Here is a 26,547-nt window from a genome sequence, read left to right as displayed (position 1 = left end):
ATGGCTTTCAATCTGCGCAACCGTAACTTCCTCCGCATGCTGGACTTCACCCCGCGCGAAATCCGCTACATGCTCGACCTGGCCCGCGACCTGAAGCGCGCCAAGTATTCCGGCACCGAACAGCAGCACCTGAAGGGCAAGAACATCGCCCTGATCTTTGAAAAGACTTCCACCCGCACCCGCTGCGCCTTCGAAGTGGCTTGCTACGACCAGGGCGCCAACGTCACCTACCTCGGACCGTCCGGCTCGCAGATCGGCATCAAGGAATCGATGAAGGATACCGCCCGCGTGCTGGGCCGCATGTACGACGCCATCGAATACCGCGGCTTCGACCAGCACATGGTGGAAACCGAGCTGGCCAAGTTCGCCGGCGTGCCGGTGTACAACGGCCTGACCGACGAATGGCATCCGACCCAGATGCTGGCCGACGTGTTGACCATGTGGGAAAACAGCGACAAGCCGATCTCGCAGATCAGCTACACCTACCTGGGCGACGCCCGCAACAATATGGGCAACTCGCTGCTGGTGATCGGCGCCAAGCTGGGCATGGACGTGCGCATCGGCGCGCCCAAGCACCTGTGGCCGACCGACGAGCTGGTGGCCGAGTGCCGCGAGATCGCCGTCAAGACCGGCGCGCGCATCACGCTGACCGAAGACGCCAAGGTAGCGGTCAAGGGCACCGACTTCATCCACACCGACGTCTGGGTGTCGATGGGCGAGCCGGCCGAAGTGTGGGCCGAGCGCATCCGTCTGCTGAAGCCGTTCCAGGTCAACAGCGCGCTGATGGCCGCCGCGGAAAACCCGCAGGTGAAATTCATGCACTGCCTGCCGGCCTACCACAACAGCGAAACCAAGGTGGGCAAGGAAATCGCCGCGCAGTATCCGGAACTGGCCAACGGCATCGAAGTGACCGAGGACGTGTTTGAGTCCGAAGCTTGCATCGCCTTCGAGCAGGCCGAGAACCGCATGCACACCATCAAGGCCATCCTGGTGGCTACGCTGGGCGATTAAGCCTGGGCTTGGGCCGGCGCAGTCCGGCCCGATCACACATCAACCGGCCAAGGCCTCCTGACCGGGAGCCTTGGCCGGCGTCGTTGAAAGAATGAGGAAGGAAGAATTATGCGAGTCGTCGTAGCTTTGGGCGGCAATGCCCTGCAGCGTCGTGGCGAGGCCATGACCGCCGACAATCAGCGCGCCAACGTCAAGGTGGCCGCCGAGCAACTGGCCGCCGTGACCCGGCTGGGCCACAACCTGGTGATGTGCCACGGCAACGGCCCGCAAGTGGGCCTGCTGGGTCTGCAGAACGATGCCTACGCCCGCCACGTGGACGAGAAAGTCACCCCGTATCCGCTGGACGTGCTGGGCGCGCAGACCGAGGGCATGATCGGCTACATGGTAGAGCAGGAGCTGGGCAATGTGCTGCCGTTCGAGGTGCCGATCGCCACCATCCTGACCCAGACCGAAGTGGACGCCAACGATCCGGCCTTCCAGAACCCGACCAAATTCGTCGGCCCGGTTTACTCCAAGGAAGAGGCCGAGAAGCTGGCCGCCGACAAGGGCTGGGCGGTGAAGGCCGACGGCCAGTACTATCGCCGGGTGGTGCCGAGCCCGAAACCGAAGCGCATTTTCGAAATGCGGCCGATCAAGTGGCTGATCGAAAAGGGCGCGGTGGTGATCGCGGCCGGCGGCGGCGGCATTCCCACCATGTATCAGGGCGACAAGCTGGTGGGCGTGGAGGCTGTGATCGACAAGGATCTGGCGTCCGCGCTGCTGGCGCGCGAGATCGATGCCGATTACTTCGTGATCGCCACCGACGTGAAGAGCGTGTTCGTCGGCTGGGGCACGCCGGAGGCCAAGGCCATTCGCCAGGCGCACCCGGACGAGATGGATAAGCTGGGCTTCGCCGCCGGTTCGATGGGGCCGAAAGTGGAGGCCGCTTGCGAGTTTGCCCGCCTGACCGGCAAGAAGGCGGTGATCGGCGCGCTGGAAGACATCGAGAAGATCGTCAAGGGCGAGGCCGGCACCGTGATCTCCACCGGCAAGCCTGGCATCGAGTGGTACTGAGCGGATAGAGATTCCGCGCCAAGCGAAAGGGCTGCCGACGGCAGCCCTTTTTCATGCCGGCGGCAGGCCGGCTTATTCCGACTTCAACTGACGGATCAGATCCTCCAGCTCGGCCGGATCGGGCGGCAGGCCGTCGCGCTCCGGCTCGGGATCGGCGCCTGGCGCTTTGGCATTGCCCTGCGCGACGGCGTCGGTGATCTGGTCGTTCACTGCTGTGGGATGCGCCATGGCCGGTCTCCTTGGTTCAAGTGGTGGGCGGAAGTCCAGATTAGCCGTCTGTCCGGCGGACTGGAATCGTTGCAACTACGCAGTCATTTGCAATGCCTCCGTCAGGCCCAGTTCGCGCGCGTGGCGCCGCGCCAGGTCCTGGCCGGCGTGATAGCCGGCATCGTACAGCCGCGACAGGTTGGAGTAAGACCAGTCCAGCTCCTCGTTGAATCCCTCCCGGCGGATGTGGGCGTCGAAATTGATCTTCAGCACCTCGGTGCGCGGGTGGCCCTGCTCGTCGCGGTTGTGCAGCGCCTCGAACAGGCGCAGGTCGTCGCGGGCGATTTCCGTCAGCGGCGCGATGATGGACTGCACCCAGGCGTCGTACAGATTGCGCGGCGGATGCAGCAGTTTGCTGCTGCCCAGCACGTCGAACACGATGGTGTAGTCGATATGGGGGTGCAGCTCGAACAGCCGCTTGAAGTTCAGCGTGTCTATCGCCGCACCCTCGATGTAATAGTCGTCTCCCAGCTTGTACGGCGGGTAGATGAAGGGAAAGGACAGCGCCGCGAGGAAATGCTCGTGGGTGACTTCGCTCTTGTCCCAGCAGCGCATTTCCCCCCGGCTGACGTTGTAGGCGTTCAGGTAGAACTCGCCCGGCAGCGACTGCAGCTTGGAGAAATCCACCACCTGATCGATGAAGGGCACGTGCGCGCACAGGCCCTGGCTATCTGAGGTGAGGCCGCTGGGGCACAGCGCGGCCAGCGCGAGCGAGGTCCAGTCGGCGAACAGGCGGTGGGCCGGGCTGCTGTCGGCCTGCTGCTGTATCGCCTGCAGAAAGGGGTTGTTCGACAGCAGCGAGCGCCAGGCGTCGGCCAGCGGGCCGGGCTTGTTGAATACCTTGTAGTTGACCGGGAACAGGCTATAGATCCGGTCGGACACGCCCATGTCGGCCAGCCGGGACAGCGCCGCCAGGGCATCGCCCTGGCGCGGGGCCGCGTACAGCAGGCCGACGATGGCGCCGGCGCCGGAGGCGGAAATGATGTCGAACTTGACGCCGGCTTCGGTCAGCGCGACCAGGGCGCCGGCCATCAGCGTGGCGTTGGGCGCGCCGCCGCCCAGCACCAGCGCGATCGAGGGACGTTTGAATTGTGCCATCGCATGCTTCTCCATCGTGGATTGCCATAGGGAAATGCCGCTGGAAAATACAAATGCATGGCTGAAGTATGGCCGGAAAACCGCGTTTTGCAACGCAGCATGCAGCCGCGCCGCTGTGGCGGAAAAGACGCATCCCTGATGTCATGGCGCAGAACAATGAAAGATACCTTGCGACACAAGGTATCTTGCCATACAGTTCAGTCAGACATCCGGGTGCAGCAGTTTACCGATGTTCCTTGTAATGCAAGGTATCGTGTATTGCCAGTCGGTGAGGAAGGCAACAATGAAGACGCAATTGAAAAAAGGCACGCTGGACATGTGCGTGCTGGCGGCGCTGTCCCAGGCCGACAGCTATGCCTACGAGCTGGTCAGCAAGCTGTCGCAGGGCATGGACATCAGCGAAGGCACCATCTACCCCTTGATGCGCAGGCTGCAGAACGAATCGTGGGTGAGCACCTATCTGGTGGAGTCGTCGTCGGGCCCATCGCGCAAGTACTACAAGCTGACCGAGGCGGGCAGGCGCGAGCTGGAGACGATGCGACGGGAATGGCAGGAGTTTGTGGCCGAAGTGGAAAACGTGCTGCGGGGTGGCCCGGCGGCAGCGACAGAGGGAGCGCAACAATGACACGCAAGGAATTCCTGAGGCAGCTGGAGCAAGCGCTGTCCGGCCTGAAGCCGGAAGCGGTGCGCGAGATCCTCGCCGATTACGACGAGTATTTCAGCGACGCGCAGGCCGATGGCCGCGACGAGGCCGAGGTGGTGGAGGCGCTGGGCAGTCCGCAGAAGCTGGCGCGGGAGCTGAAGGCGCAAACCCATTACCGGCAATGGCAGGAGCATCGCTCCTTCGCCAACCTGACGCGGGTGGTGGCGTCGATCGCGGGACTGGGCGTGCTGAATTTCATTCTGGCCATCCCCTTGCTGGTCTATCTGCTGTTTCTGACCATGGGCTACATCGCGTCGGTCGGCTTCCTGCTGTCGGGGTTGGCGGTGGTGCTGGCCTGGGGCAGCCACAGCCTGTTCGGCTGGCCGCAGTTCACCAGCGACGGCTCCGGCTGGTATATCGGCCGCTATGGCGACAGCGGCGCCGAAATGGCCTGGCGCAGCGAGATGGACGACCACTCCGGGCAGGTCTGGCTCGACAAGGGCTTGCTGATGCTGGAGCCGGACGATGGCGACCGCTTCGAACTCAAGACCAGCCAGGGCGCGCTGCTGCTGGTGTCCAAGTCTGGCGGCAAGCTGGCGGTCGACGCCAGCCAGCCGGCGGTGCGCGAGCTGGCCCGGATCGATGACGGCCAGGTAAGCATCGACGGCGGCGCGATCCGCGAATTGAAGCTGCGCGAGGACAGCGGGGACGTGTTCACCGCCCGGGTCGACGACGGCAAACGCCTGGAGACGCTGGATGCGTCCGCCGGCGGAACTGTGCTGAAACTGGTGGCCAGCGGGCCGAACGGCAGCATCTCGCTGAAGGATGGCGACAGCACGCTGGAGATTTCCGAGCGCAGCATCGAGTTGAAGGACGGGATGGACCACATCCAGATCGATGCGCTGCCGGGCCTGTCGGTAGGCATGAGCGCGCTGGCGGTGGGGCTGATGCTGCTGCTCGGCGGCTCGCTGGGGCTGGTGTTCTGCGTGTGGCTGACCCGGCTGACTTGGCGCGCGCTGGTGGCTTACGTGAAGTATCAGATTGAACTGGTGTCCGGCAAGGGCGGCGAAAACGCCGCGGCCTGAACCTTAAACTTGCGATGGGAGTATGGATCATGAAGAACGATGCCTGCCTGCAACAGTTGCAACTGACCCTGGTCGAATTGCCGGAAGCCGAATTGCGCAAGATCCTCCGCGATTATCGCGGCTATATCCGCGGCGCGGTGGCCGACCGCGCCAGCGAAAGCCGCTTGCTGGCCGCGCTGGCCGATACCCGCCAGCTGGCCGCGGGCCTTTCCCGCCGATCCGGCCGAGAGAGGCTGGCCATCCATGGCCTGGCGCTGGCCGCCGCGCTGGCGGCCACGTTGGCCGGCTACTGGCTGTTCCTGAATTGAAACGCTTGCTGAGGAAAACCGAGATGAACATCGTCAAGATTGGCTGCGGGCTGTTGCTGCTGGGCAGCGCGGCCGCGCGGGCGGAGGACGCCGCCGGCATCGACAGGCTGAATTTCAACGGCGACGCGCTCAAGCTGGAGCTGAGCGCCGACGCCGCCAGGCCCTATAAGCTGGATGTGGAGAAGCGCAATTGGTCCGACGCCGACTGCAAGCTGACGGTGACCCGGATGGGCGGGGATCTGACCTTCCAGGTCAAGCTGAACAAGCCGGTCGGCGACCGTTGCAAGCTGACAGTCCGCGGCAACGTCAAGCCCGGCAAGCAGGTGGGCGTGGATATGCGGGCGTTCGACGGCGACCTGAACGGACGATTCTCCTCGGTGCAGATGCGCGGACAGGCGTTGAAAGTGGATCTGAAAGGCGCTTACGGCGCGGTGGCGCTGAGTGGCGACGCGGTCAAGGCCGAGGTGGATGCCAGCGTCGATGACCTGAAGGCCAAGGGCCAGGCGGTGAACCTGGAATTCGACGGTACGACCCGCGGCGTGGCGCTGGAAGGGCAGGCGGTGAAGGCCGACCTCAAGCTGCGCGGCGCGCAGCCGGCGGCCGGCGTCGACGTCAAAGGCCAGATGGTGAATCTGGATTTCCATGCCGACCGGCAGGCCAAGCTGGATTACCAGGTCAGCGGGCAGGCCAGCAAGGTCAGCGGCGACTGGGCCAACACGCCCGGCGCGCCGCTGAAGCTGAGAGTGGGCGGTTCGGCGGTGAAGGTGTCGCTGGAACGCAACTGATTACGGTATGGCTCCGTGTCCCTTTGCCCGGCAAGCCCGCCGGGCTTTTTTCGTTTCGCCATGAAAAACGGAGCCATCGGCTCCGTTTTCAGCATGCGCAGGCGGGAATCGCGCTCGCCGCGCTCAATGGCCTTCGTAGCTGCAGACGGTGAACAGGTCCAGGCCGCCGTCGCGCACCAGCTGGCCGCCGCCCAGTTCGGGCAGCTCGATGATGGCCGCGGCTTCCAGCACGTCGGCGCCCATGCGCTTGAGCAGCTTGTAGCCGGCCATCATGGTGCCGCCGGTGGCCACCAGGTCGTCGATCAGGATCACGCGGTCGCCCGGCTTGCAGGCGTCGGTGTGCATTTCCACCGCGGCGTTGCCGTATTCCAGTTCGTACTCTTCTTCCACCGTGGTGAATGGCAGCTTGCCCTTCTTGCGGATCGGCACGAAGCCGACATTCAGCTCGTAGGCCAGCACCGAGCCGATGATGAAGCCGCGCGCGTCCAGGCCCGCCACCAGATCCACCTTTTCCATCATGTAGCGATGGACGTAGATGTCGATCAGCATGCGGAAGGTTTTCGGATTCTGCAGCAGCGGGGTGATGTCGCGGAACATCACGCCCTGTTGCGGCCAGTTGGGCACGGTGCGGATCCAGCCCTTCAGATAGCTGGAGTAGTCGAGATTGCTGAGGTTTTCCATGGGCCTATTGTACTTCGAAATCAAAAGACTGTGCCGGCTGGCGTCGTTCAGAAAAAACGGCCCGCCGCGAGCGGCAGGCCGTCGGATGAGCCGATTATTGTGCGTTCAGTGGAAGAAAGCCAGCTTGAAGATCCACAGCGCGGCGATGATCACCACCGCCGGGCGCAGGTCGGAGAAGCGGCCGGCCAGGATCTTGATCACCGCGTAGCTGATGAAGCCGAAGGCGATGCCGTCGGCGATCGAGAAGGTGAACGGCATTGCCAGCGCGGTCATCACCGCCGGGGCGGATTCGGTCAGGTCGTTCCATTCGATCTCGGCCAGGCCCCGCGCCATCAGCACGGCGACGTAGCACAGCGCCGGCGCGGTGGCGTAGGCCGGCACGGTGGCGGCCAGCGGCGACAGCCACAGCGCGGCCAGGAACAGCAGCGCCACCACCACGGCGGTCAGGCCGGTGCGGCCGCCGACGGCGGTGCCCGCGGCGGATTCGATGTAGGCGGTGGTGGACGAGGTGCCCATCGCCGCGCCGGCGGTGATGGCGATGGAGTCGGCCATCAACGCGCGCTTCAGTCGCGGCAGCTTGCCGTCCTTGTCCAAAAGGCCAGCGCGGTGCGACACGCCGACCAGGGTGCCGGTGGTGTCGAACAGGTCGACGAAGAAGAACACGAAGATCACGCCGATCAGGCCTGCATGCAGCGCGCCCTGGATGTCCATGGCCATGAAGGTGGGCGCCATGCTCGGCACCGGGGCGACGATGCCCTTGAATGGCGACAGGCCGAGCGCGATCGACAGCACGGTCACCACCAGGATGCCGATGATGATGGAGCCGGGCACCTTGCGGTATTCCAGCGCCACGATCAGGAAGAAGCCGAAAATGGCCAGCAGCGCGGTGGGCTTGTGGATGTCGCCCAGCGTCAGATAGGTTTCCGGATGCGGCGCGATCACGCCGGCGTTCTTCAGCGCGATGATGGCGAGGAACATGCCGACGCCGGCCGAGATGGCGAATTTCAACGACTGCGGAATCGCGTTGACGATGGCCTCCCGCACCTTGAACAGGCTGACCGCCAGGAACACGATGCCGGAAATGAACACCGCGCCCAGTGCGGTTTCCCACGACAGGCCCATGCCCTTGACCACGCTGAAGGTGAAGTAGGCGTTCAGGCCCATGCCGGGCGCCAGCGCGATCGGGTAGTTGGCCACCAGGCCCATGATGGCGGTGCCGAGGGCTGCGGCCAGGCAGGTGGCGACGAAGACCGCGTTCAGGTCCATGCCGGTGGACGACAGGATCAGCGGGTTGACCAGGATGATGTAGGCCATGGTCAGGAAGGTGGTGAAGCCGGCGATCACCTCGGTTTTGACCGTGGTGCCGTGCTCCTTGAGCTTGAAAAAGCTTTCCAGCAGTTGCATGAAGAATGACTCCGGGCGGATCGCGAGAGTTCGGAAAACGCGGCATTATCGGCCTCTAGGCGCTCAAACACCTAAATCTTGACGTGAAAATATGTCATCGCTTAACAATGGCTGCCCCGCTGTGATATCCTGAAAAATTACTCTTCGGCAAACGTTTGTATTTATGAGCCAGCTTATCGGGAACATTTACATCGTGGTCGCTCCGTCCGGCGCCGGCAAGACTTCGCTGGTGGCCGCCTTGCTGCAGGCTGAGCCCAGCGTCGAGCTGTCGGTGTCCTACAGCACCCGCGCGGCGCGCAAGGGCGAGGTCGACGGCAAGCACTATCACTTCGTCGACCGCTCGGCGTTCGACGCCATGGTGGAGCGCGGAGACTTCCTCGAGCACGCCGAGGTGTATGGCAACTGCTACGGCACCAGCGCGCCGTGGATACGAAGCCGTCTGGAAGCCGGCCAGGACATCCTGCTGGAAATCGACTGGCAGGGCGCCGAACAAGTGCGCGCAGTGTTCCCCGACGCCATCGGCATTTTCATCGCGCCGCCGTCGATCGAGGAGCTGGAGCGCCGCCTGCGCGGCCGCGACACCGACACCGAAGAGGTGATTCTGCGCCGACTCGCCTCGGCCCGCGCCGAGATCGACAAGATCGATGAATACGACTACATCGTGGTCAACGACGATTTCGAGCGCGCCAAGCTGGACCTGATCAGCATCGTCCGCGCGCAGCGCCTGAAGAGCGGCCCGCAGCGCCGCCGCCTGGCCGACATGTTCCGCCGCATGGGCACCGCCGGCGCGAAATGAAAATAGTTCCGTCCCGCTGTGTCGGACGGGACGAAAATCGATATAGTGAACCCTGTAACCGTCATTTAGCTGAGAGAGATCATGGCCCGTATTACTGTTGACGACTGCCTGGACCGCATCCAGAACCGTTTTGACCTGACCCTGGCCGCCGCCTACCGCGCCCGCCAAGTGGCTTCCGGCGCCAGCTCCTTCGTGGAGCCGGGCCGCCACAAGCCGACCGTGATCGCCCTGCGTGAAATCGCCGCCGGCCACGTAGGCAAAGAACTCCTGAACCGCGGCAAGGCCTGATTGACGCAGCGCGGAGCGTGAAGATGGGCACCGGCATTGAGACAGGCATCGACTACAACGCCCTGATCGACTCCGAAGCCGCGGCGTTCCTGGAGAGCGCCGCGCGCTATCTCAAGCCGGAAGACGTCGAGATGCTCAGGCTGGCCTTTCAGGTCAGCCGCGAGGCGCACGAGGGGCAGACCCGCAAGAGCGGCGAGCCCTACATCACCCATCCGCTGGCGGTGGCCACCATGCTCACCGACTGGCGGCTGGACGTGCAGGGCCTGGCCGCCGCGCTGCTTCACGACGTGCTGGAAGACACCGGCGTCACCAAGCCGACGCTGATCGAGAAGTTCGGCAAGATCGTCGCCGATCTGGTGGACGGCCTGTCCAAGCTGGAAAGGCTGGAATACCAGACCAAGGAAGACGCCCAGGCCGAAAGCTTCCGCAAGATGGTGCTGGCGATGGCGCGCGACATCCGCGTCATCATCGTCAAGCTGGCCGACCGGCTGCACAATATGCGCACGCTGGACTCGATGCGCGAGGACAAGCGCCGCCGCATCGCGCTGGAAACGCTGGAAATCTACGCGCCGATCGCCAACCGCATCGGCCTGAACAAGGTCTACCGCGAGCTGCAGGACTTGGCGTTCAAGCATCTGCACCCGCACCGCTACAGCGTGCTGTCCAAGGCGGTGCGCGCGGCGCGCGGCAACCGCCGCGAAGTGGTCAACAAGATACTGCTGGCCGTCAGCCAGCGGCTGGTGCAAAGCAATATCGAGGCTACGATCAAGGGCCGCGAGAAAAACCTCTACAGCATCTACAAGAAGATGCAGGAGAAGCACCTGTCCTTCTCCGAGGTGCTGGACATCTACGGCTTCCGCGTCGTCGTCAACGACATCCCGGCCTGCTATCTGGCGCTGGGCGCGCTGCACAGCCTGTACAAGCCGATTCCCGGCAAATTCAAGGATTACATCGCCATTCCCAAGGGCAATGGCTACCAGAGCCTGCACACCACGCTGTTCGGCCCTTACGGCACCCCGGTGGAGATGCAGATCCGCACCCGCGAGATGCACAACGTGGCCGAGGCCGGCGTGGCCTCGCACTGGATGTACAAGAGCGGCGAGGGCGTCAACACGGCCCAGCAGCGCACCCACCAGTGGCTGCAGAAGCTGTTGGACATGCAGGAGGAGAGCGACGACGCCGTCGAATTCCTCGAGCACATCAAGATCGACCTGTTTCCGGACGAAGTCTACGTGTTCACGCCCAAGGGCAAGATCATGGTGCTGCCGCAGGGCTCCACCCCGGTGGACTTCGCCTACGCGGTGCACACCGACGTCGGCCACCGCTGCATCGCCGCCCGCGTCAACCACGCGCTGGTGCCGCTGCGCTCCGCCTTGCGCAACGGCGACACCGTCGAGATCATCACCTCCACCCAGGCCAAGCCCAATCCGTCCTGGCTGGCCTTCGTGCAGAGCGGCCGCGCCCGCTCCGGCATCCGCAACTATCTGAAGAGCCTGCAGCGCGAGGAGGCGGTGGCGCTGGGCGAGAAGCTGCTCAGGCAGGCGGTGGGCGCGCTGGCGTCGACGCCGCTGGCGGTCAGCGACGAGCTGCGCGCCGAGTATCTCGCCGCCTACGGCGAAAAGATGCACGGTTTCGACGACGCGCTGGCCGAGATCGGCGCCGGCAAGCTGCTGCCCATCGTGGTGGCGCGCAGGATGCTGGAGCTGGCCGGCGAGCGGCTGGGCGAGGGCGTGCGCGTCGGTCCGATCACCATTCGTGGCAACGAAGCCGGCATGGTGCAGCTGTCCAGCTGCTGCAATCCGCTGCCCGGCGACGACATCCTGGGCGTGATCACCAAGGGCCAGGGCCTGGTGATACACCGGGTCAGCTGTCCGAACGCGCGCCGCGCCGATCCGGACAAGCTGCTGGAGGTCAACTGGGAGGCGCAGCGCGACCGGATGTTCGGCGTCACCGTCGGCGTGTTGTCGCGCAACGAGCGCGGCGCGCTGGCCGACATCGCCACCGCGATCTCGCAGGCCTCGGCCAATATCGAAAGCGCCGACACCCAGGACAGCAGCCGCGACGGCGACAGCCTGTTCAATATCCACTTCCGCCTGCAGGTGGAGGGCGTGGAGCACCTGGAGCGCGTGCTCGCGGCCGTCCGCCAGCTGGCGGTGGTGCAGCGCGTGGAGAGAAAGTGAGCCAAATGAATCTACGCATCAACGGCGAAGACAGAAGCTTCGCCGGCATCGCCACGTTCGCGGAGCTGGTCGCCGCGCTGGATCTGGCCGGCAAGCGCATCGCGATCGAGCGCAACGGCGAGATCGTGCCCCGCGGCAGCTTCGCCGAGGCGAGGCTGGCCGACGGCGACGAACTGGAAATCGTGGTAGCGGTCGGCGGCGGCTGAGTCCGCTCTTGCCGTTCTGACGTCAATGGAAGAAAAGGGAATGCAGGTGGACGATAAACTGGTGATAGCCGGCCGAGAGTACGGTTCTCGCTTGCTGGTGGGGACCGGCAAATACAAGGATTTCGAGCAGACCGCGGCGGCGCTGGATGCCTCCGGCACCGAAATCGTCACCGCGGCGATACGGCGCGTGAACCTGGGTCAGAACGCTAACGAGCCGAATTTGCTGGACTTTTTGCCGCAAAACCGGTATAACCTCCTGCCCAACACGGCGGGATGCTATTCCGCCGAAGACGCCGTGCGCACCTTGCGGCTGGCGCGGGAGCTTCTCGACGACCATCGTTTCGTGAAGCTGGAAGTGCTGGGGGATCCGAACAATCTGTACCCCAATGTGAAGGAAACCCTCAAGGCCGCCGAGGTGCTGGTGGCGGAGGGATTCGATGTCTTGGTTTATACCTCGGACGACCCCATCGTCGCGCGCGAGCTGGAGCAGATCGGCTGCTGCGCGATCATGCCGCTGGCCAGCCTGATCGGCTCGGGCATGGGGATCTTGAATCCGTGGAACCTGCAATTGATCATCGAGCAGTCCAATGTCCCCGTGATCGTGGATGCCGGCGTCGGCACCGCGTCCGACGCGGCGATAGCGATGGAATTGGGCTGCGACGGCGTGCTGATGAATACCGCGATTGCCGCTGCGCGCAATCCGGTTCAAATGGCGCACGCCATGAAATTGGCCGTGGAAGCTGGCCGCGCCGCCTATCTCGCCGGCCGGATGCCGAAACGTTTTTATAGTGCAGTGCCAAGTTCTCCTAGTGAGGGGGTGATTTCTTCCGTCAAGTCGTGATGTTCATGGCCCAGGCTGGCCGCGCCAAACCGCGCAAAACACCACAAGATGACCTGACGTTGTCGTTTCAGACTTTTACAAATGCAGTAACATTGCTAAAATGCTGTTTTTACAGGCGGCGGCTTTAGCCACGCCCTAAGAAATCTAAGGACCCTTAAGTAAATGCCGACTATTCGCGTTAAAGAGAACGAACCGTTTGAAGTTGCCCTGCGTCGCTTCAAGCGCTCCGTGGAAAAAACTGGCCTGCTGACCGAACTGCGCGCTCGCGAGTTCTACGAGAAGCCGACCACCGAGCGCAAGCGCAAGCACGCTGCCGCGGTTAAGCGCCACTACAAGCGCATCCGCAGCCAAATGCTGCCGCCGAAACTCTACTAAGAGTTTTTCCGGCATCAAGCAGGACCGCAGGCCATGCCTGCGGTTTTGCCATTTGTACTCCCGAATTTCCCCCCGCTGCCCGCGCAGCGCCTGATTTCCAAGTGAGCACGACATGAGCCTCAGAGTTCGCATCACCGACGACATGAAGTCCGCCATGAAAGCCAAGGAAGCCGACAAGCTGGGCGCGATCCGCCTGCTGTTGGCCGCCGTCAAGCAGAAAGAGGTGGACGAGCGCATCGAACTGGACGACGCCGGCGTCATCGCCGTCGTGGACAAGATGATCAAGCAGCGTCGTGACTCCATCTCCCAGTACCAGGCCGCCCAGCGCCAGGATCTGGTCGACAAGGAGCAGGCCGAGATGGACGTGCTGATGGGCTATATGCCGCAGCAGCTGTCCCAGGCCGAGATCGAGGCGCTGATCGCCAAGGCGGTGGCCGATACCGGCGCCGCCGGCATGCAGGACATGGGCAAGGTGATGGGCGCGCTACGTCCGCAGCTGGCCGGCCGCGCCGACATGGCGCAGGTGTCCGCGCTGATCAAAGCCAAGCTGAGCGCCTGAGGCCGAGGCGGCAGGACTTGATTCCGCAGGATTTCATCGACCAGCTGCTGTCCCGCGTCGACATCGTCGACGTGGTGGACCGCTACGTTCCGCTGAAGCGGGGCGGGCAGAACTATATGGCCTGCTGCCCCTTTCACAAGGAAAAGTCGCCCTCATTTACGGTGAGTCCCAGCAAGCAGTTCTACCACTGCTTCGGCTGCGGCGCGCACGGTTCGGCCATCGGCTTCGTGATGGAGTACCAGGGCATCGGCTTCATCGACGCGGTCAAGATGCTGGCCGAGGGCATCGGCATGCAGGTGCCGAACGAGCGCAACCTCAATCCGGAGGCCAGCCGCAAGGCGCGCGAGAAGCAGGTCTCGCTGGAGCAACTGATGCAGCAGGCCAGCGATTTCTACCGCCGCGAGCTGAAAGGCGCGGCCAACGCCGTCGCCTATTGCAAGGGGCGGGGGCTGTCAGGCGAAGTCGCGGCCCGCTTCGGCCTGGGCTACTCGCCGGACGGCTGGCAGAACTTGGAAGCCGCGGTCGACAACTACCAGGACGACAAGCTGGTGGAGGCCGGCCTGGTGATCGTGGCCGAGGATAGCGGGCGCCGCTACGACCGTTTCCGCGACCGGCTGATGTTTCCGATCCGCAACCAGCGCGGCGCCATCGTCGGCTTCGGCGGGCGGGTGTTGGGCAAGGGCGAGCCGAAGTACCTGAACTCGCCGGAAACGCCGCTGTTCGAGAAGGGCCGCGAGCTGTACGGCCTGTACGAGGGGCGCCAGGCGATACGGGATAAGAACCGGGTTCTGGTGGTCGAAGGGTATATGGACGTGGTGGCGCTGGCGCAGTACGGCATCGGCTACGCGGTGGCCACATTGGGCACCGCCACCACCGGCGAGCACGTGCGCAAGCTGCTCAAGCACGCCGAGCAGGTGTATTTCTGCTTCGACGGCGACGCCGCCGGACAGAAGGCCGCCTGGCGCGCGCTGGAGAACAGCCTGCCGCAGCTGGTGGACGGCAAGGCGCTGAACTTCCTGTTCCTGCCGACCGAGCATGATCCGGACAGCTATGTGCGCGAATTCGGCGCCGATGCGTTTGAGCAGTTGTTGGTTCAGGAAAGCCTGCCGCTGTCGGTGTATTTCACCCGCGAGCTGTGCCGCGGCGTCAATCTCGGCACGCCGGAAGGCAAGGCGGATCTGATCCGCCAGGCGTCGCCGCTGCTGGCCCAGATCGCCGCGCCGGCGCTGGGCTACATGATACGCAAGCGGCTGGCCGAAATGGCCGGCGTGGATGTCGACGAGCTGGACATGCTCACCGGGGGCGGCAAGCCGCAGCGGTCCGAGCGCGGCAGTCGCGGCGGCGGCAAGCGCGAGTACAGGCTGCCGGCGGAGTCGCAGCGGGTGGTCAACACCACCATGGTCAAGAAATTGATCAAGTGGCTGCTGATGAATCCGCAATGGGCGGGCGACGTCAAATTGCCGGACAGCCTGGCGCTGTCGGATGAGTTGGGCTGCTTCGCGATGCTGGCCGAGCGGGTGCTGGAGCACGGCGACGCGCCGAATACCGCGCAATTGATCGAAGGGCTGCGCGGCACGCCGTACGAGGGTTTGATCGACGGCGTGCTGCAACAGGCGATGCAGGATCCGGACGAGTTCGCCGACCCCAGCGACGATGACCGGCAGCTGTTCCAGGATGGCAACGCCAGGCTGCTCAAAATGCTGCATGCGGAGCAACTGGAACGGCTAAAACTGAAGGACCGGCACGAGGGACTGACTCCGGAGGAGAAGGTTCTGATGGGCCAGTTGTTGCGGGAAATGTTCTCGCTGCCGAACTAACGGGTTCGGCGGAAAAGTTCAAGTGGTTGTGTTATAATCAACTGTTTTTTTCGGCTTTTTTTCAAGCAGGAAGCGAAATGGCGGCCTCTCCCGAAAACCAGAAAGATGTGCAGGACAGCCAACAAGAGGTGATGAGCCTGGAAGAGCAGCGGAAACGCTTGCGCCAGCTGATCGCCCTGGGCAAAGAGCGTGGGTATCTGACCTACGCCGAAATCAACGACCACCTGCCGGAAGACGTATCCGACGCCGAGCAGATCGAAAACATCGTCACGATGATCGCCGGTCTGGGCATTCAGGTATGCGAGGAAGCGCCTGACGCCGAAACCTTGCTGATGTCTGACGCCACCCCGTCGGTGGCGGATGAAGACGCCGTGGAAGAGGCCGAGGCGGCCTTGTCCTCGGTTGATTCCGAATTCGGCCGCACCACCGACCCGGTGCGCATGTACATGCGCGAAATGGGCTCGGTCGAGCTGTTGACCCGCGAGGGTGAGATCGAGATCGCCAAGCGCATCGAAGACGGTCTCAAATACATGATCCAGGCCATCTCCGCCTGCCCCGGCACCATCGCCGAGGTGCTGGAGCTGATGGAGCGCGTGTCGCGCGATGAAATCCGCGTCGACGAAGTCGTGGACGGTTTCATCGACCTCAACGCCCCGACCGAAGACGAAGCCCAATTCGCCGAAGCCGAGGACAGCGATGATCTGCTGGACGAGGAAGAGGAAGAGGAAGAGGACGAGGAAGGCGAGGTCGACGCCGACGCCGACGCCGCGGCCAATCTGGAAGAACTGAAGCAGCACGCGCTGGAGCACTTCGCCGGCGTGCGCATGCTGTTCGACAAGATGGTCAAGGCGCTGGGCTCCAAGGGTCCGCAGAGCAAGGAATACCAGGAGTTGCAGGACGCGATCACCACCGAGTTCATGCTGGTGCGCTTCGCAACCCGCCAGGTGGAAAGCCTCTGTGAGTCGCTGCGCGGCCGCGTCAACGAGATCCGCACTTACGAGCGCGATATCCAGGACATCTGCGTCAGCCGCGTGCGCATGGACCGCGCCCACTTCATCAAGGTGTTCCCGGGCAACGAGATCAACACCGACTGGGTGGAAAGCGAGATCGATTCCGGCAAGGCCTGGAGCGAGGCGCTGACCCGCTTCAAGCACGCGATCATCGAGAAGCAGACCCGTCTGTCCGATCTGCAGGACCGGGCGATGCTGTCGATCAAGGCGCTGAAGGAAATCAACCGCCAGATGTCGGCCGGCGAGTCCAAGGCGCGTCGCGCCAAGAAGGAAATGATCGAGGCCAACCTGCGTCTGGTGATTTCCATCGCCAAGAAGTACACCAACCGAGGCTTGCAGTTCCTGGATCTGATCCAGGAAGGCAACATCGGCCTGATGAAGGCGGTGGACAAGTTCGAATACCGCCGCGGCTACAAGTTCTCGACTTACGCCACCTGGTGGATTCGCCAGGCGATCACCCGCTCCATCGCGGACCAGGCGCGCACCATCCGCATCCCGGTGCACATGATCGAGACCATCAACAAGATGAATCGCATCTCGCGTCAGATCCTGCAGGAAAGCGGCCGCGAGCCGGATCCGGCGGAACTGGCCGAAAAGATGGAGATGCCGGAAGAGAAGATTCGCAAGATCATGAAGATTTCCAAGGAGCCCATCTCCATGGAAACCCCGATCGGCGACGACGACGATTCCCATCTCGGCGACTTCATCGAGGACCAGAACAACCTGGCCCCGTCCGACGCGGCGATGTATTCCAGCCTGAAGGACGCGACCAAGGAAGTGCTGGACACGCTGACCCCGCGCGAGGCCAAGGTTCTGCGCATGCGTTTCGGCATCGACATGAACACCGACCACACGCTGGAAGAGGTGGGCAAGCAGTTCGACGTGACCCGTGAGCGGATCCGCCAGATCGAGGCCAAGGCGCTGCGCAAGCTGCGTCATCCGACCCGTTCCGAGCGTCTGCGTAGCTTCCTGGACAGCGAGCCGGGCGGCCAATAAGCGCACCGCTTGAATTGCCGGAAATCCCCAAGCTCCTTGAATAAAGGGCTTGGGGATTTTTCTTTTCCCCTGCTATAATCGCCCACTCTTCAGGGCCTCTAGCTCATGCTTGGTTAGAGCAGCGGACTCATAATCCGTTGGTGCCGAGTTCGACTCTCGGGGGGCCCACCAGATACAAGGGGTTGCGCGCAAGCGCAACCCCTTTTCCTGTTTCTCCGAAACTAGCTGGCCGTTCGCCGTTTTCTTGAGCGAATGGCGTATCCCGCCTGGTGACGATCCACCCTTCCCACGCAAGAAACCCGCGGCGTTTGCGACTAATCTGCAAACGGCAGGGGAGAGAGCCATGGGGTGCTGGAAAACGATTTGCTGGGCTGGGATGCTGTTGATCTTCGCGCAGCCGGCGCAGGCGGCCGGAGCTTGCGTCCTGAGCGGGGCGCAGGAGGCCGGCCGGCAGGCGTCGCTGCTGGAGCTGTACACCTCGGAGGGGTGCAGCAGTTGCCCGCCGGCCGAAAGCTGGCTGTCCGGGCTTGCCATGGCGGGGCTGGACGCGAAGCGGGTGGTGCCGCTGGCTTTCCATGTCGATTACTGGGATGGCCTGGGCTGGCGCGACCGTTTCGCCAGCCCCGATTATTCGCGGCGCCAACGCTGGCGCGCGGCGCTGGCCGGATCGTCGCTGATTTACACTCCGCAGATGCTGGTCAATGGACACGATTGGCGTTTCTCTGGCTACGATGGCCTGCGGGCTAGCCTTCCCGGCGGGCAGGCGGGTGCCGCGCTGCGGGTGAGGGGGCGGCAAGCGGGGGATGGCCTGGACATCGAGGCAGAGGCCGTTCTCGGGCCCGGCGAGCCGCCGCTGCGTCTGATGCTGGCGCTGTTCGAGGACGGCCTGCAAAGCCGGGTGAGCGCGGGAGAGAACGAGGGCAGGCTGTTGAGGCACGACGCGGTGGCGCGGACCCTGGCCGGTCCTTTTCCGCTGAGCGGCGCCAAAACGACGCTGAAATTGCACTTGCGCTTCGCCGTTGGCCAGAGGCCGGGCGCCAGCGGCGCGGCGGTCTGGCTGGAGGACGAGCGGGGGCGGGTGCGCCAGGCGCTGGCCGCGCATTGTGCAGGTGGCTGAACAGACAGGTGCGTTTTTCGCCGGGAATGCCGATCCTATGCGGGGTCCAGCCACGATATTCGCGGCATGGATTGTCGTTCCATCAGTCCGAGGAGCCTGCATGATGTCGCCAGCCGAAGCCCGCAGCATAGTGGAAGCCCTCGCCATTGGAGTGGATCCGCTCAGTGGCGAGCTGTTGTCGCAACACGCCGTTCTCCGGCAGCCGGAAGTGGTGCGCGCGCTGTTCCTGGCCAGCCGGGCGTTGGAGAGCGCCTTGAGCCGCGAGGAGGAGCGGGAAGGCGGCGAGGCTGCGCCGGCCGCGCTTGTTCCGCCCATTATCGTCGCCCGCCGCCAGCCGCGCGCGCTGGCGGCCTGAGCCGGCTTTAAAACCAAAACGGAGCCCGTGGACTCCGTTTGCCGGGATGCGCGTTACAGCGCGGCGCCGGGTGACAAGCCCTTGGGCAGCAGCAGCCACAGGCTGCCTTGCTGCTTCATCCGGCCGGCGTACATGCCGGCCTCGGTGCCGTAGCCCCAGAACAGGTCGGCGCGCAGCGCGCCCTTGATCGCGCTGCCGGTATCCTGGGCATGCACCAGCCGGGTCAGCGGCTCGCTGGAGTGGGGCCAGGTGGTGGACAGATAGACCGGCGCGCCCAGCGGGATGTAGCGCGGGTCCACCGCGATGCTGTAGCCGCCGGTCAGCGGTACGCCCAATGCGCCGATCGGCCCGCCGTTGTCGCCGGGCAATTGCTTGAAGAAGATGTAGCTCTGGTTGACCGCCAGCAGCTCGTCGCGGCGCTGCGGGTTTTTCGCCAGCCAATCCTTGATCCCCTGCATCGATGCCTGCCCCAGCGTCATTTCGCCCTTGTCCACCAGCCATTTTCCTATCGACTGGTAGGGATAGCCGTTCTGGTCGGCGAAGCCGACGTGCAGGAAACTGCCGTCGTCCAGCTGGATGCGGCCGGAGCCCTGCACCTGCAGGAAGAACAGCTCCACCGGATCCTCTACCCAGGCGATCACCGGCGCGCTGCCGGCGATGCTGCCCTGGTTGATCTGGCCGCGGGTGAAGTAGGGCAGCAGGCGGGAGCCGGACAGTCTGCCCTTCATGCGGATGCCGCGCGGATCGGCGGGGAAGTCGGCCGGGTTGATTTCGATATTGCCGCCTGCTGCCAGCGCCAGCCGGCCGGGACCGGTCTGTTTGGCGCGCAGCACGCCGCGATTGCGCTGGCTCATCGGCACGTCGACGCTGACCATGTCGCGCGGCGCGCCGTAGACCGGCCACGGCGTGCGTTCGGAGCGGTTGAGGCTGCCGTTGAGCAGCGGCTCGTAGTAACCGGTGATCAGGCCGCTGTCGCGGCCGCCGTCGCGCAGCTTCCAGGCGGTGAAGCGGTTTTCGAAGAAGCGGCGCGCGGCGTCGGCGTCATTGTCCGCCAGCGCGCCGGCCTCGCGGCAGACGCCGCTCCAGGCTGGTTTCTTCTGCAGGGTCCGGCAGCTTTGGCGCAGGCCTTGGATCGTGTCGCCGACGGCCTGATCGTTCCAGGCGGGAAGGGCGGCCGGGCTGGCGCTGTCGGCTCCGGCAGAGATGCCGGGAGCCGGGCGGTCGGGAACGACGGACGAGGTGGTGGTGCAGCCGGCCAGCGCCAGCAAGGCCAGCCATAGCGGCCAGCTTTTCTTGAACAGTGTCTGCTTCATGCTTGGGGCCGGATGGCCTTCCCGTGGTAGATGGTCTGGATTGTAACCTGATGGACGGCCCGGCGTGATGCCGGGCAGATGTGAAGTCATGGAGCTGAAACAAAACCGAAAAGTTTCATCGTTAACATGGACGGGTCCCATGGATATGGCCGTCGGCGCGGGTGCCGAACGGCCATCGTCGCGAGAAATTTGGAGAAAACGATGAAACGAATCGCAAGCCGCACCCTGCTGTTGGCCGCTCTGGCCTGCTCCGGCGCTTTCGCCGCCCATGCAGTCTATGCCGACGACGCGGCGGTGGCCGCGCCGACCGACGAACAGTTGGCTATCAGCGTCAAACAGGTTTTGGACGCCGAGCCGGAGCTGAAGCCGCTGGACCTGAAGGTGTCCAGCAAGAAGGGCGAAGTGACGATCGAAGGCGTGATGACCGACGACCAGCAGATGTTCAAGGCCGGCCAGGCCGCCGAGAAGGTGCCGGGCGTCAAGTTCGTCATCAACAAGATGGAACAGAAGGGCTGATTCCGGCCCGGGTTTGACGGAATGTGCGAAAAAGCCGGACGACGTCCGGCTTTTTTGCGTCCTGCGTTGGGCCGCTCAGGCTTCGAGCGCCAGCAGCTCGGCCATGGTCTGGCGGCGGCGGATCAGCCTGGGCTCGCCGCCATCCACCAGCACCTCGGCCAGCAGCGGCCGGCTGTTGTAATTGGACGACATCGATGCGCCATAGGCGCCGGCGTCATGGAACACCATCAGGTCGCCGACCGCCGCCGGCGGCAGCGGCCGGGTTTCCACGGTGCCGCCTTCCTGTTGGGTGAACACGTCGCCGGATTCGCACAGCGGCCCGGCCACCACGGTATCCTCCGCGCCGGTTTTTTCATGGCCGTCGGCGTCCAGCACGGTGATGTGGTGGTAGCTGCCGTACAGCGAGGGCCGCATCAGGTCGTTGAAGCCGGCGTCCACCAGCGCGAAGCGGCGGCTCCCCATATTCTTCACCGCGCGCACTTCGGTGAGCAGCGCGCCGGATTCTGCCACCAGGAAGCGGCCGGGCTCGATTTCCAGCCGCACAGGATGGCCGAGGCGCTCGGCGATCCGCCGGCGGGCGGCGTCCCATAATTGGAAATAATGCCCGGTGTCGATGCGCGGCTCGCCGTCGCGATAGGGGATGGACAGGCCGCCGCCGGCGGAGATGGCTGCGATGTCGCAGTCCAGCTTCGCCACCAGGTCCACCATGGCGCCGCACACCTGCTCCAGGTGGCCGTAGTCGACGCCGGAGCCGATGTGCATGTGCACGCCCACCAGCCGCAGCTTGAACTGGCGGATGGCCTGCAGCGCTTCGTCCAGGTCGCCGTGCCAGATGCCGTGTTTGCTGTTTTCGCCGCCGGTGTTGGTTTTCTGGCTGTGGCCGTGGCCGAAGCCGGGATTGATGCGCAGCCATACCGGATGGCCGGGCGCGGCTTCGCCCAGCTGGCGCAGCATGTCGATGGAGCCGGCGTTGACCGGAATGTTCTCGGCCACCACCCTGGCCAGCGTCGGCCGGTCCAGCACGTCGGCGGTGAACACGATGTCGGCGTCCTCGCTGCCGGCGCGGTAGCCGGCGGCCAGCGCGCGTTCGATCTCGCCCAGCGACACCGCGTCCACCTTCACGCCCTCGGCGCGCATCAGCCGCAGGATGTGGGTGTTGGAGTTGGCCTTCTGCGCGTAGCGTATGGTATCGAACGCCTTAAGCTGAGCGATGCGCTGGCGGATGGCCCCGGCATCGTAGACCCATAGCGGGGTGCCGTGCCGGCGGGCGATGTCGGCGAGCTGGTGGTGGTCGAAAGCGTGCATGGCGGCTATTCCGGTTGGGGTTTCAAGCTATGATCCGCCTACAGGATGCAAAAATAAAATAGCAATTTGTTGCCAGTCCTTTCATTTATGATATGGATTGAATTCAGGAAACGGGAGTGGCCGTGTCGATCAATCTGCGTCACGTCGAGGTATTCCGGGCGGTGATGACCAGCGGCAGCGTCAGCGGCGCCGCGCGCTTGCTGCATACCTCGCAACCGACGGTCAGCCGCGAGCTGGCGCGCTGCGAGCAGCTGGTGGGTTTGGCCCTGTTCGAGCGCGGCCACGGCCGGTTGCGGCCCACCCAGCAGGCATTGCAGCTGTTCGCCGAGGTGGAGCGCAGCTTCGTCGGCCTGGAGCGCATCGTCGCCAGCGCGGATGCCATCCGCCGGTTCGCCGGCGGCCAATTGGCCATCGCCTGCCTGCCAGTGTTTGCGCAGGCCTTGTTGCCGGCGGCTTGCGCCGATTTCGCCGCCGATTTTCCCGATGTCGGCGTGGACATCTGTCCGCAGGAGTCGCCGTGGCTGGAGGAATGGCTGGCCGCGCAGCGTTTCGACCTGGGCCTGACCGAGCAGCAGCAGGCTCCGGCTGGCTGCCTGGCGCAGCCTTTATGGCAGGGGGACGAGCTGTGCGTGCTGCCGGCGACGCATCCGCTGGCGGAAAAGCGCAGGTTGGACGCGCGCGATTTCGACGGCCTGTCCTTCATCAGCCTGGCGGCCAGCGACAGCTACCGGCAGCAGGTGGACGCCTGGTTCGCGCGCGAAGGCGTGGCGCGGCGGCTGCAGCTGTCCAGCCATAGCGCGGCTTCGGTTTGCGAGATGGTGAGGCTGGGCCTGGGGGTGGCCATCGTCAATCCTTTGACGGCGCTGGCCGAGGCGGGCAGAGGGGTGGCGGTAAGGCCGCTGGCCGAAGCCATTCCGTTTTCGGTGCAGCTGGTGTTGCCGCAGTTCCGTCCGGTGTCGCCGTTGCCGCTGCGTTTCGTGGATGCCTTGCGCCGGCGGGGGAGCGAGCTGGACAGCAGGCTGGCGGCTTTGCGCGGGTGAGGACGGGAATTGGCGGGGAATGAATGTTGTCTTGATATAAAAGCAATTATATTGCTTAAATATGTCAATGAACTGCATTTGTTCTTGCATTAACCAGTTTGGCAGCATTCTGATTTGTAAAATACTGTCGCATTCTCGAATGCCGTCCTTGCCATGCGGGTATTCGCGCCTGATTTCTTCTCCCCGCATTGACAGGTCCGACTACTTCGTTCATCAATAGTTCCTGGACGCTATCTTTCATAGAGCAAAAGCGCTATTTGCCATGCTTTTTTGAATGATGGCATGAGTTTGCCTTATTTTTCAGTAGTGACCACTGTCTGTCTCACCCTGGCGTGACTGGCAACGGCCGGCGCCGCGGGTGCCTGTCTTACCGTCATTCCGCCATGCAGGATTTTTTCCCGGGTCCGCGGCAGTTCTGATTACAAGGAACCCATAATGACGTCGTCTGCGCTCAATCCCTTGCGCCAGCCCAAGCCGTTCTACCTGATCTTCTCGATCGAATTCTGGGAGCGTTTCGGCTTCTACGGCTTGCAGGGCATCCTGGCCGTCTACCTGGTGAAGGCCCTGGGCCTGCGCGAGGCTGACTCCTTCACGCTGTTTTCGTCTTTCATCGCGCTGGTGTACGGCCTGATCGCCGTCGGCGGCTGGCTGGGCGACAAGGTGCTGGGCACCAAGCGCACCATTCTGCTGGGCGCGCTGGTGCTGACCGCCGGTTACGCGATGGTCACCGCGTCGGCCGACCACATCAGCCTGCTGTACCTGGGCATGGGCACCATCGCGGTGGGCAACGGCCTGTTCAAGGCCAACCCGTCGTCGCTGCTGTCCAAGTGCTACGAGGAGAACGATCCTCGCCTGGACGGCGCGTTCACCATGTACTACATGGCGATCAATATCGGTTCTCTGCTGTCGATGCTGGCCACGCCGTGGCTGGCCGACAAGTTCGGCTACGCCCACGCTTTCGCGCTGTCGGTGGTGGGCATGCTGATCACCGTCGCCAACTTCATCCTGATGCAAGGCTGGGTGAAGGAATACGGTTCCGACGCCGACTTCCGCACGCCCAAGCTGTCCACCTGGCTGGCGGTGCTGGCCGGCGTGGTGGTCGCCTGCGCCGCCGCCGCGCTGCTGTTGAAGCACGAGATCATCGCCAACGTGGTGCTGGCCGCGCTGTCCATCGGCGTGGTGGGCCTGTATGTGAAGGAAACGCTGCTGCTGAAGGGCGCCGAGCGCAAGAAGATGATCGTGGCCGCCATCCTGATGCTGCAGGCGACGGTATTCTTCGTGCTGTACAACCAGATGCCGCTGTCGCTGAACTTCTTCGCCATCCACAACACCGAGCACACGCTATTCGGCATCCCGGTGCAGCCGGAGCAGTTCCAGTCGCTGAATCCATTCTGGATCATGCTGGCCAGCCCGCTGCTCGCCCTCTGCTACAACACGCTGGGCAACCGCCTGCCGATGCCGCACAAGTTCGCGATCGGCATGGTGTTGTGCGCCGGCGCCTTCCTGGTGCTGCCGCTGGGCGCCAAGTACGCCAACGCCCAGGGCCTGGTGTCGTCCAACTGGATGGTGCTGAGCTATCTGCTGCAGAGCGTGGGCGAGCTGTTGATCTCCGGCCTGGGCCTGGCGATGGTGGCGCAATTGGTGCCGCAGCGCCTGATGGGCTTCATCATGGGCGCATGGTTCCTGACCTCGGCCGCGTCGTCGGTGATCGCCGGCTGGGTGGCGGGCCTGACCGCCGCGCCGGACAACGTCACCAGCCCGCTGGCCACGCTGGAGATCTACAGCCGCGTGTTCACCCAGATCGGCGTGGTGACCGGCGCGATCGCGATCGTGACCATCATCATCGCGCCGTGGCTGCACCGGATGACGCTGGACGAGAAGCCGGAGCATCCGGAACATGAAATGGCGTTGGACGCCCGCTGAGCGCCGCATCCGCCAAATAGCAACGGGGACCGGTTCGGTCCCCGTTTTGCTTGCCTAGCCGTCCAGCCGGCGGCTCCAGTCTTCCAGCTGGCCGCTTTCCAGCCTTTTCTCGATCAGCTGCCGCCAGGACTCCACCAGCGGCAGCCGGGCGATCTCCAGCAGCAGCTCCCGTTCCAGGCCGCGGCGGTAGAAGACGTCGGCCAGCCGCGCCAGCGTCCATTCGGGATGCGGGCGCGCTAGCAGGCGGATGTCGTCGCCGGCGCCGACATCGCCCTCGCGCAGCACCCGGCAGTACCAGCCGGTGCGGCCGCTGTCCTGCAAGCGTTTGGCCATGTCGCGCTGGTCGAAACGGTGATTGAGCTTCCAGCAAGGCTGGCGGCCCTGGGAGATCTCCAGCACCGCGGAGCCGATAGCCAACTGGTCGCCCAGGCACAGCGTGGTCTCGTCCATGCCCAGAGTGCTCAGGTTTTCGCCGAATCCGCCGGGGTGCTCCAGCGCCGGACGCGGGCCGATTTCGTCGCGCCAGCGGGTGTAATGCTCGAAGGCGTACAGATGCACCGCCTTGTGCGGGCCGCCGTGGTAGCGGGGATCGCCTTGCTCGTCGCCAGCCAGGCCCAGCGCGCCCAGGGATGCGCGTCCAGCCAGCGGCTGCTTGGCGATGGCGCTGAGCGCGTCGGGGCGGACGAAGGGGACGGCTTTGCCGGTCAATACCGCCAGCACGCAGCCGATGACGGTTTCCCGGCTCATTCCGCCAACTCCACCACCACTCGCTTGTTGCGCGCGCCCTTGCTTTCTATCTTTTTCACCCGCACCCGGCCCACTTCGCCGGTGCGCGCGACATGGGTGCCGCCGCAGGGCTGCAGATCCACGCCCTCCACCTCGATCAGCCGGATCTCCGGCAGGTGCAAGGGCGGCGTCACCGACATGGTGCGGATCAGCTCGGGCTGCGCCTTCAGCGCTTCGCCGCTGGTCATTTTCACTGCGAGGGGCAGGTCGGCCTCCACCAGCCGGTTCAGCTCGGCCTCGATACGCTCCTTGTCCAGCTCCATGCCTTCCGGCAGCGCGAAGTCCAGCCGGCCGGATTCCGCGGTCATGTTGCCGCCGGTGACGCCGGCCTTGATCACCACGCCCAGCAAATGCAGACAGGTGTGGATGCGCATGTGGCGGTAGCGGCGATCCCAGTCCAGCTCCAGCGTCACCTCGGTTCCCGGCGCGAGGCGGGCATCGCTCTCGGTCTGGTGCAGGATGGCGCGGGTCTCGCGGTCGCGGCGGGTATCGGCGATGCGCAGCGTCGCGCCGTCGGCCAGCGTCAGCGTGGCGCTGTCGCCGGGCTGGCCGCCGCCCAGCGGGTAGCACAGCGTGTCTTCCAGCGCGAGGCCGGCGTCGTCGTGGCTTAGCACGCGGGTGGCCAGGCGGGTCTGGTAGGGGTCTTGATAGAATCGTTCCGTCATGATGCGTCCTTTGTCGTCTTGTCTGGACAGGGTGATGGCTGCCGGGCGGGATTTCAAGTGACAGCGCCGAGGAGAAAAGACGGTAACAGCTTGTGGCGCAAGGCTTTAACGCCGATAATCGCCT

General features: G+C 64.3%; 28 protein-coding genes and 1 tRNA gene. 21 read left to right on the top strand and 8 right to left on the bottom strand.

Annotated elements, in window-relative coordinates:
* Together BKX93_RS09720 and arcC are read left to right on the top strand one after the other, a co-directional pair.
* Positions 1-1,011: an ornithine carbamoyltransferase gene (locus BKX93_RS09720; protein ID WP_046155552.1), complete on the top strand. Its 1,011-nt coding sequence runs from the start codon at positions 1-3 to the stop codon at positions 1,009-1,011.
* Positions 1,012-1,119: 108 nt separating this feature from the next.
* Positions 1,120-2,064 (top strand): carbamate kinase, encoded by a 945-nt coding sequence (gene arcC / locus BKX93_RS09715; protein WP_031296900.1) that lies wholly within the window; start codon positions 1,120-1,122, stop codon positions 2,062-2,064.
* A gap of 72 nt (positions 2,065-2,136) precedes the next feature.
* Here arcC and BKX93_RS25110 read toward each other — a convergent pair whose 3' ends face one another.
* On the bottom strand, positions 2,137-2,292 hold the full coding sequence (locus tag BKX93_RS25110) for a hypothetical protein (RefSeq protein ID WP_160298904.1): 156 nt from the start codon (positions 2,290-2,292) through the stop codon (positions 2,137-2,139).
* Positions 2,293-2,367: 75 nt separating this feature from the next.
* Complete coding sequence (locus BKX93_RS09710) at positions 2,368-3,429, bottom strand: patatin-like phospholipase family protein (RefSeq protein ID WP_046155611.1); 1,062 nt, start codon at positions 3,427-3,429, stop codon at positions 2,368-2,370.
* A 283-nt stretch (positions 3,430-3,712) separates the two neighbouring features.
* Here BKX93_RS09710 and BKX93_RS09705 point away from each other — a divergent pair, with 283 nt between their 5' ends.
* The 4 genes from BKX93_RS09705 to BKX93_RS09690 are packed head-to-tail and all read left to right on the top strand — an operon-like array spanning position 3,713 to position 6,250.
* A complete protein-coding gene (locus BKX93_RS09705; protein ID WP_021478747.1) occupies positions 3,713-4,054 on the top strand; it encodes a PadR family transcriptional regulator in 342 nt (113 codons plus the stop codon).
* The gene (locus tag BKX93_RS09700; RefSeq protein ID WP_052717296.1) at positions 4,051-5,157 is read left to right on the top strand and encodes a DUF1700 domain-containing protein; all 1,107 of its coding nucleotides are present in this window, start codon (positions 4,051-4,053) and stop codon (positions 5,155-5,157) included. The genes BKX93_RS09705 and BKX93_RS09700 overlap by 4 nt, the downstream gene beginning before the upstream one ends.
* Positions 5,158-5,186: 29 nt before the next feature.
* Entirely contained in the window at positions 5,187-5,465 is a 279-nt protein-coding gene (locus BKX93_RS09695; RefSeq protein ID WP_070979636.1) for an HAAS signaling domain-containing protein, read from the top strand.
* 23 nt (positions 5,466-5,488) lie between these two features.
* Entirely contained in the window at positions 5,489-6,250 is a 762-nt protein-coding gene (locus tag BKX93_RS09690; protein ID WP_070979634.1) for a hypothetical protein, read from the top strand.
* A gap of 123 nt (positions 6,251-6,373) precedes the next feature.
* Here the strand turns inward: BKX93_RS09690 and BKX93_RS09685 are convergent, their stop codons facing one another.
* Both BKX93_RS09685 and BKX93_RS09680 read right to left on the bottom strand, forming a co-directional pair.
* On the bottom strand, positions 6,374-6,931 hold the full coding sequence (locus BKX93_RS09685; protein ID WP_021478751.1) for an adenine phosphoribosyltransferase: 558 nt from the start codon (positions 6,929-6,931) through the stop codon (positions 6,374-6,376).
* A 105-nt stretch (positions 6,932-7,036) separates the two neighbouring features.
* Positions 7,037-8,335 (bottom strand): NCS2 family permease, encoded by a 1,299-nt coding sequence (locus BKX93_RS09680; RefSeq protein WP_021478752.1) that lies wholly within the window; start codon positions 8,333-8,335, stop codon positions 7,037-7,039.
* Positions 8,336-8,498: 163 nt separating this feature from the next.
* Here BKX93_RS09680 and gmk point away from each other — a divergent pair, with 163 nt between their 5' ends.
* The 12 genes from gmk (at position 8,499) to BKX93_RS09620 (ending at position 18,875) form a co-directional block, all read left to right on the top strand.
* Positions 8,499-9,131, top strand: a complete 633-nt coding sequence (gene gmk, locus BKX93_RS09675) for a guanylate kinase (RefSeq protein ID WP_046155549.1) — start codon at positions 8,499-8,501, stop codon at positions 9,129-9,131.
* A gap of 81 nt (positions 9,132-9,212) precedes the next feature.
* Positions 9,213-9,419, top strand: coding sequence for a DNA-directed RNA polymerase subunit omega (gene rpoZ / locus BKX93_RS09670; RefSeq protein WP_021478754.1), 207 nt, complete (start codon positions 9,213-9,215; stop codon positions 9,417-9,419).
* A 23-nt stretch (positions 9,420-9,442) separates the two neighbouring features.
* The gene (locus BKX93_RS09665) at positions 9,443-11,599 is read left to right on the top strand and encodes a RelA/SpoT family protein (RefSeq protein WP_046155548.1); all 2,157 of its coding nucleotides are present in this window, start codon (positions 9,443-9,445) and stop codon (positions 11,597-11,599) included.
* A 5-nt stretch (positions 11,600-11,604) separates the two neighbouring features.
* Positions 11,605-11,805 carry a sulfur carrier protein ThiS gene (gene thiS / locus BKX93_RS09660; RefSeq protein WP_021478756.1) on the top strand — a complete coding sequence of 67 codons (201 nt, stop codon included), beginning with the start codon at positions 11,605-11,607 and terminating at the stop codon, positions 11,803-11,805.
* Between the two features lie 40 nt (positions 11,806-11,845).
* Entirely contained in the window at positions 11,846-12,646 is an 801-nt protein-coding gene (locus tag BKX93_RS09655) for a thiazole synthase (RefSeq protein ID WP_046155547.1), read from the top strand.
* A gap of 162 nt (positions 12,647-12,808) precedes the next feature.
* The gene (gene rpsU / locus BKX93_RS09650) at positions 12,809-13,021 is read left to right on the top strand and encodes a 30S ribosomal protein S21 (RefSeq protein WP_021478758.1); all 213 of its coding nucleotides are present in this window, start codon (positions 12,809-12,811) and stop codon (positions 13,019-13,021) included.
* A 112-nt stretch (positions 13,022-13,133) separates the two neighbouring features.
* Positions 13,134-13,580, top strand: a complete 447-nt coding sequence (locus tag BKX93_RS09645) for a GatB/YqeY domain-containing protein (RefSeq protein ID WP_021478759.1) — start codon at positions 13,134-13,136, stop codon at positions 13,578-13,580.
* Positions 13,581-13,597: 17 nt separating this feature from the next.
* Positions 13,598-15,397: a DNA primase gene (dnaG, locus tag BKX93_RS09640; RefSeq protein WP_070979632.1), complete on the top strand. Its 1,800-nt coding sequence runs from the start codon at positions 13,598-13,600 to the stop codon at positions 15,395-15,397.
* Positions 15,398-15,474: 77 nt separating this feature from the next.
* Positions 15,475-17,403 carry an RNA polymerase sigma factor RpoD gene (rpoD, locus tag BKX93_RS09635; protein ID WP_046155545.1) on the top strand — a complete coding sequence of 643 codons (1,929 nt, stop codon included), beginning with the start codon at positions 15,475-15,477 and terminating at the stop codon, positions 17,401-17,403.
* A gap of 92 nt (positions 17,404-17,495) precedes the next feature.
* Positions 17,496-17,574, top strand: a tRNA-Ile gene (locus BKX93_RS09630).
* 205 nt (positions 17,575-17,779) lie between these two features.
* Complete coding sequence (locus BKX93_RS09625) at positions 17,780-18,520, top strand: DUF1223 domain-containing protein (protein WP_070979631.1); 741 nt, start codon at positions 17,780-17,782, stop codon at positions 18,518-18,520.
* A gap of 100 nt (positions 18,521-18,620) precedes the next feature.
* Positions 18,621-18,875: a hypothetical protein gene (locus tag BKX93_RS09620; protein WP_070979630.1), complete on the top strand. Its 255-nt coding sequence runs from the start codon at positions 18,621-18,623 to the stop codon at positions 18,873-18,875.
* 53 nt (positions 18,876-18,928) lie between these two features.
* Here BKX93_RS09620 and mltA read toward each other — a convergent pair whose 3' ends face one another.
* Complete coding sequence (mltA, locus tag BKX93_RS09615; RefSeq protein ID WP_046166442.1) at positions 18,929-20,188, bottom strand: murein transglycosylase A; 1,260 nt, start codon at positions 20,186-20,188, stop codon at positions 18,929-18,931.
* A gap of 201 nt (positions 20,189-20,389) precedes the next feature.
* On the opposite strand from mltA, the gene BKX93_RS09610 reads away from it, so the two are divergent.
* Positions 20,390-20,704: a BON domain-containing protein gene (locus tag BKX93_RS09610; protein ID WP_070979628.1), complete on the top strand. Its 315-nt coding sequence runs from the start codon at positions 20,390-20,392 to the stop codon at positions 20,702-20,704.
* A gap of 75 nt (positions 20,705-20,779) precedes the next feature.
* Here BKX93_RS09610 and lysA read toward each other — a convergent pair whose 3' ends face one another.
* On the bottom strand, positions 20,780-22,009 hold the full coding sequence (gene lysA, locus BKX93_RS09605) for a diaminopimelate decarboxylase (RefSeq protein ID WP_070979626.1): 1,230 nt from the start codon (positions 22,007-22,009) through the stop codon (positions 20,780-20,782).
* A 122-nt stretch (positions 22,010-22,131) separates the two neighbouring features.
* Here lysA and BKX93_RS09600 point away from each other — a divergent pair, with 122 nt between their 5' ends.
* Together BKX93_RS09600 and dtpA are read left to right on the top strand one after the other, a co-directional pair.
* Positions 22,132-23,049, top strand: coding sequence for a LysR family transcriptional regulator (locus BKX93_RS09600; protein WP_052729065.1), 918 nt, complete (start codon positions 22,132-22,134; stop codon positions 23,047-23,049).
* Between the two features lie 435 nt (positions 23,050-23,484).
* Positions 23,485-24,972, top strand: a complete 1,488-nt coding sequence (dtpA, locus tag BKX93_RS09595) for a dipeptide/tripeptide permease DtpA (protein ID WP_046166439.1) — start codon at positions 23,485-23,487, stop codon at positions 24,970-24,972.
* Between the two features lie 54 nt (positions 24,973-25,026).
* Here dtpA and BKX93_RS09590 read toward each other — a convergent pair whose 3' ends face one another.
* Together BKX93_RS09590 and BKX93_RS09585 are read right to left on the bottom strand one after the other, a co-directional pair.
* On the bottom strand, positions 25,027-25,719 hold the full coding sequence (locus BKX93_RS09590; RefSeq protein WP_046155538.1) for an MOSC domain-containing protein: 693 nt from the start codon (positions 25,717-25,719) through the stop codon (positions 25,027-25,029).
* On the bottom strand, positions 25,716-26,423 hold the full coding sequence (locus BKX93_RS09585) for an alanyl-tRNA editing protein (protein ID WP_046155608.1): 708 nt from the start codon (positions 26,421-26,423) through the stop codon (positions 25,716-25,718). The genes BKX93_RS09590 and BKX93_RS09585 overlap by 4 nt, the downstream gene beginning before the upstream one ends.
* Between the last annotated feature and the right edge of the window lie 124 nt (positions 26,424-26,547).

This window comes from Chromobacterium vaccinii (assembly GCF_001855275.1).
In the GTDB taxonomy this organism is placed as follows: domain Bacteria; phylum Pseudomonadota; class Gammaproteobacteria; order Burkholderiales; family Chromobacteriaceae; genus Chromobacterium; species Chromobacterium vaccinii.
The sequence above is the reverse complement of the archived record's forward strand: the minus strand, read 5'-3'. Positions and strand labels throughout refer to the sequence as shown.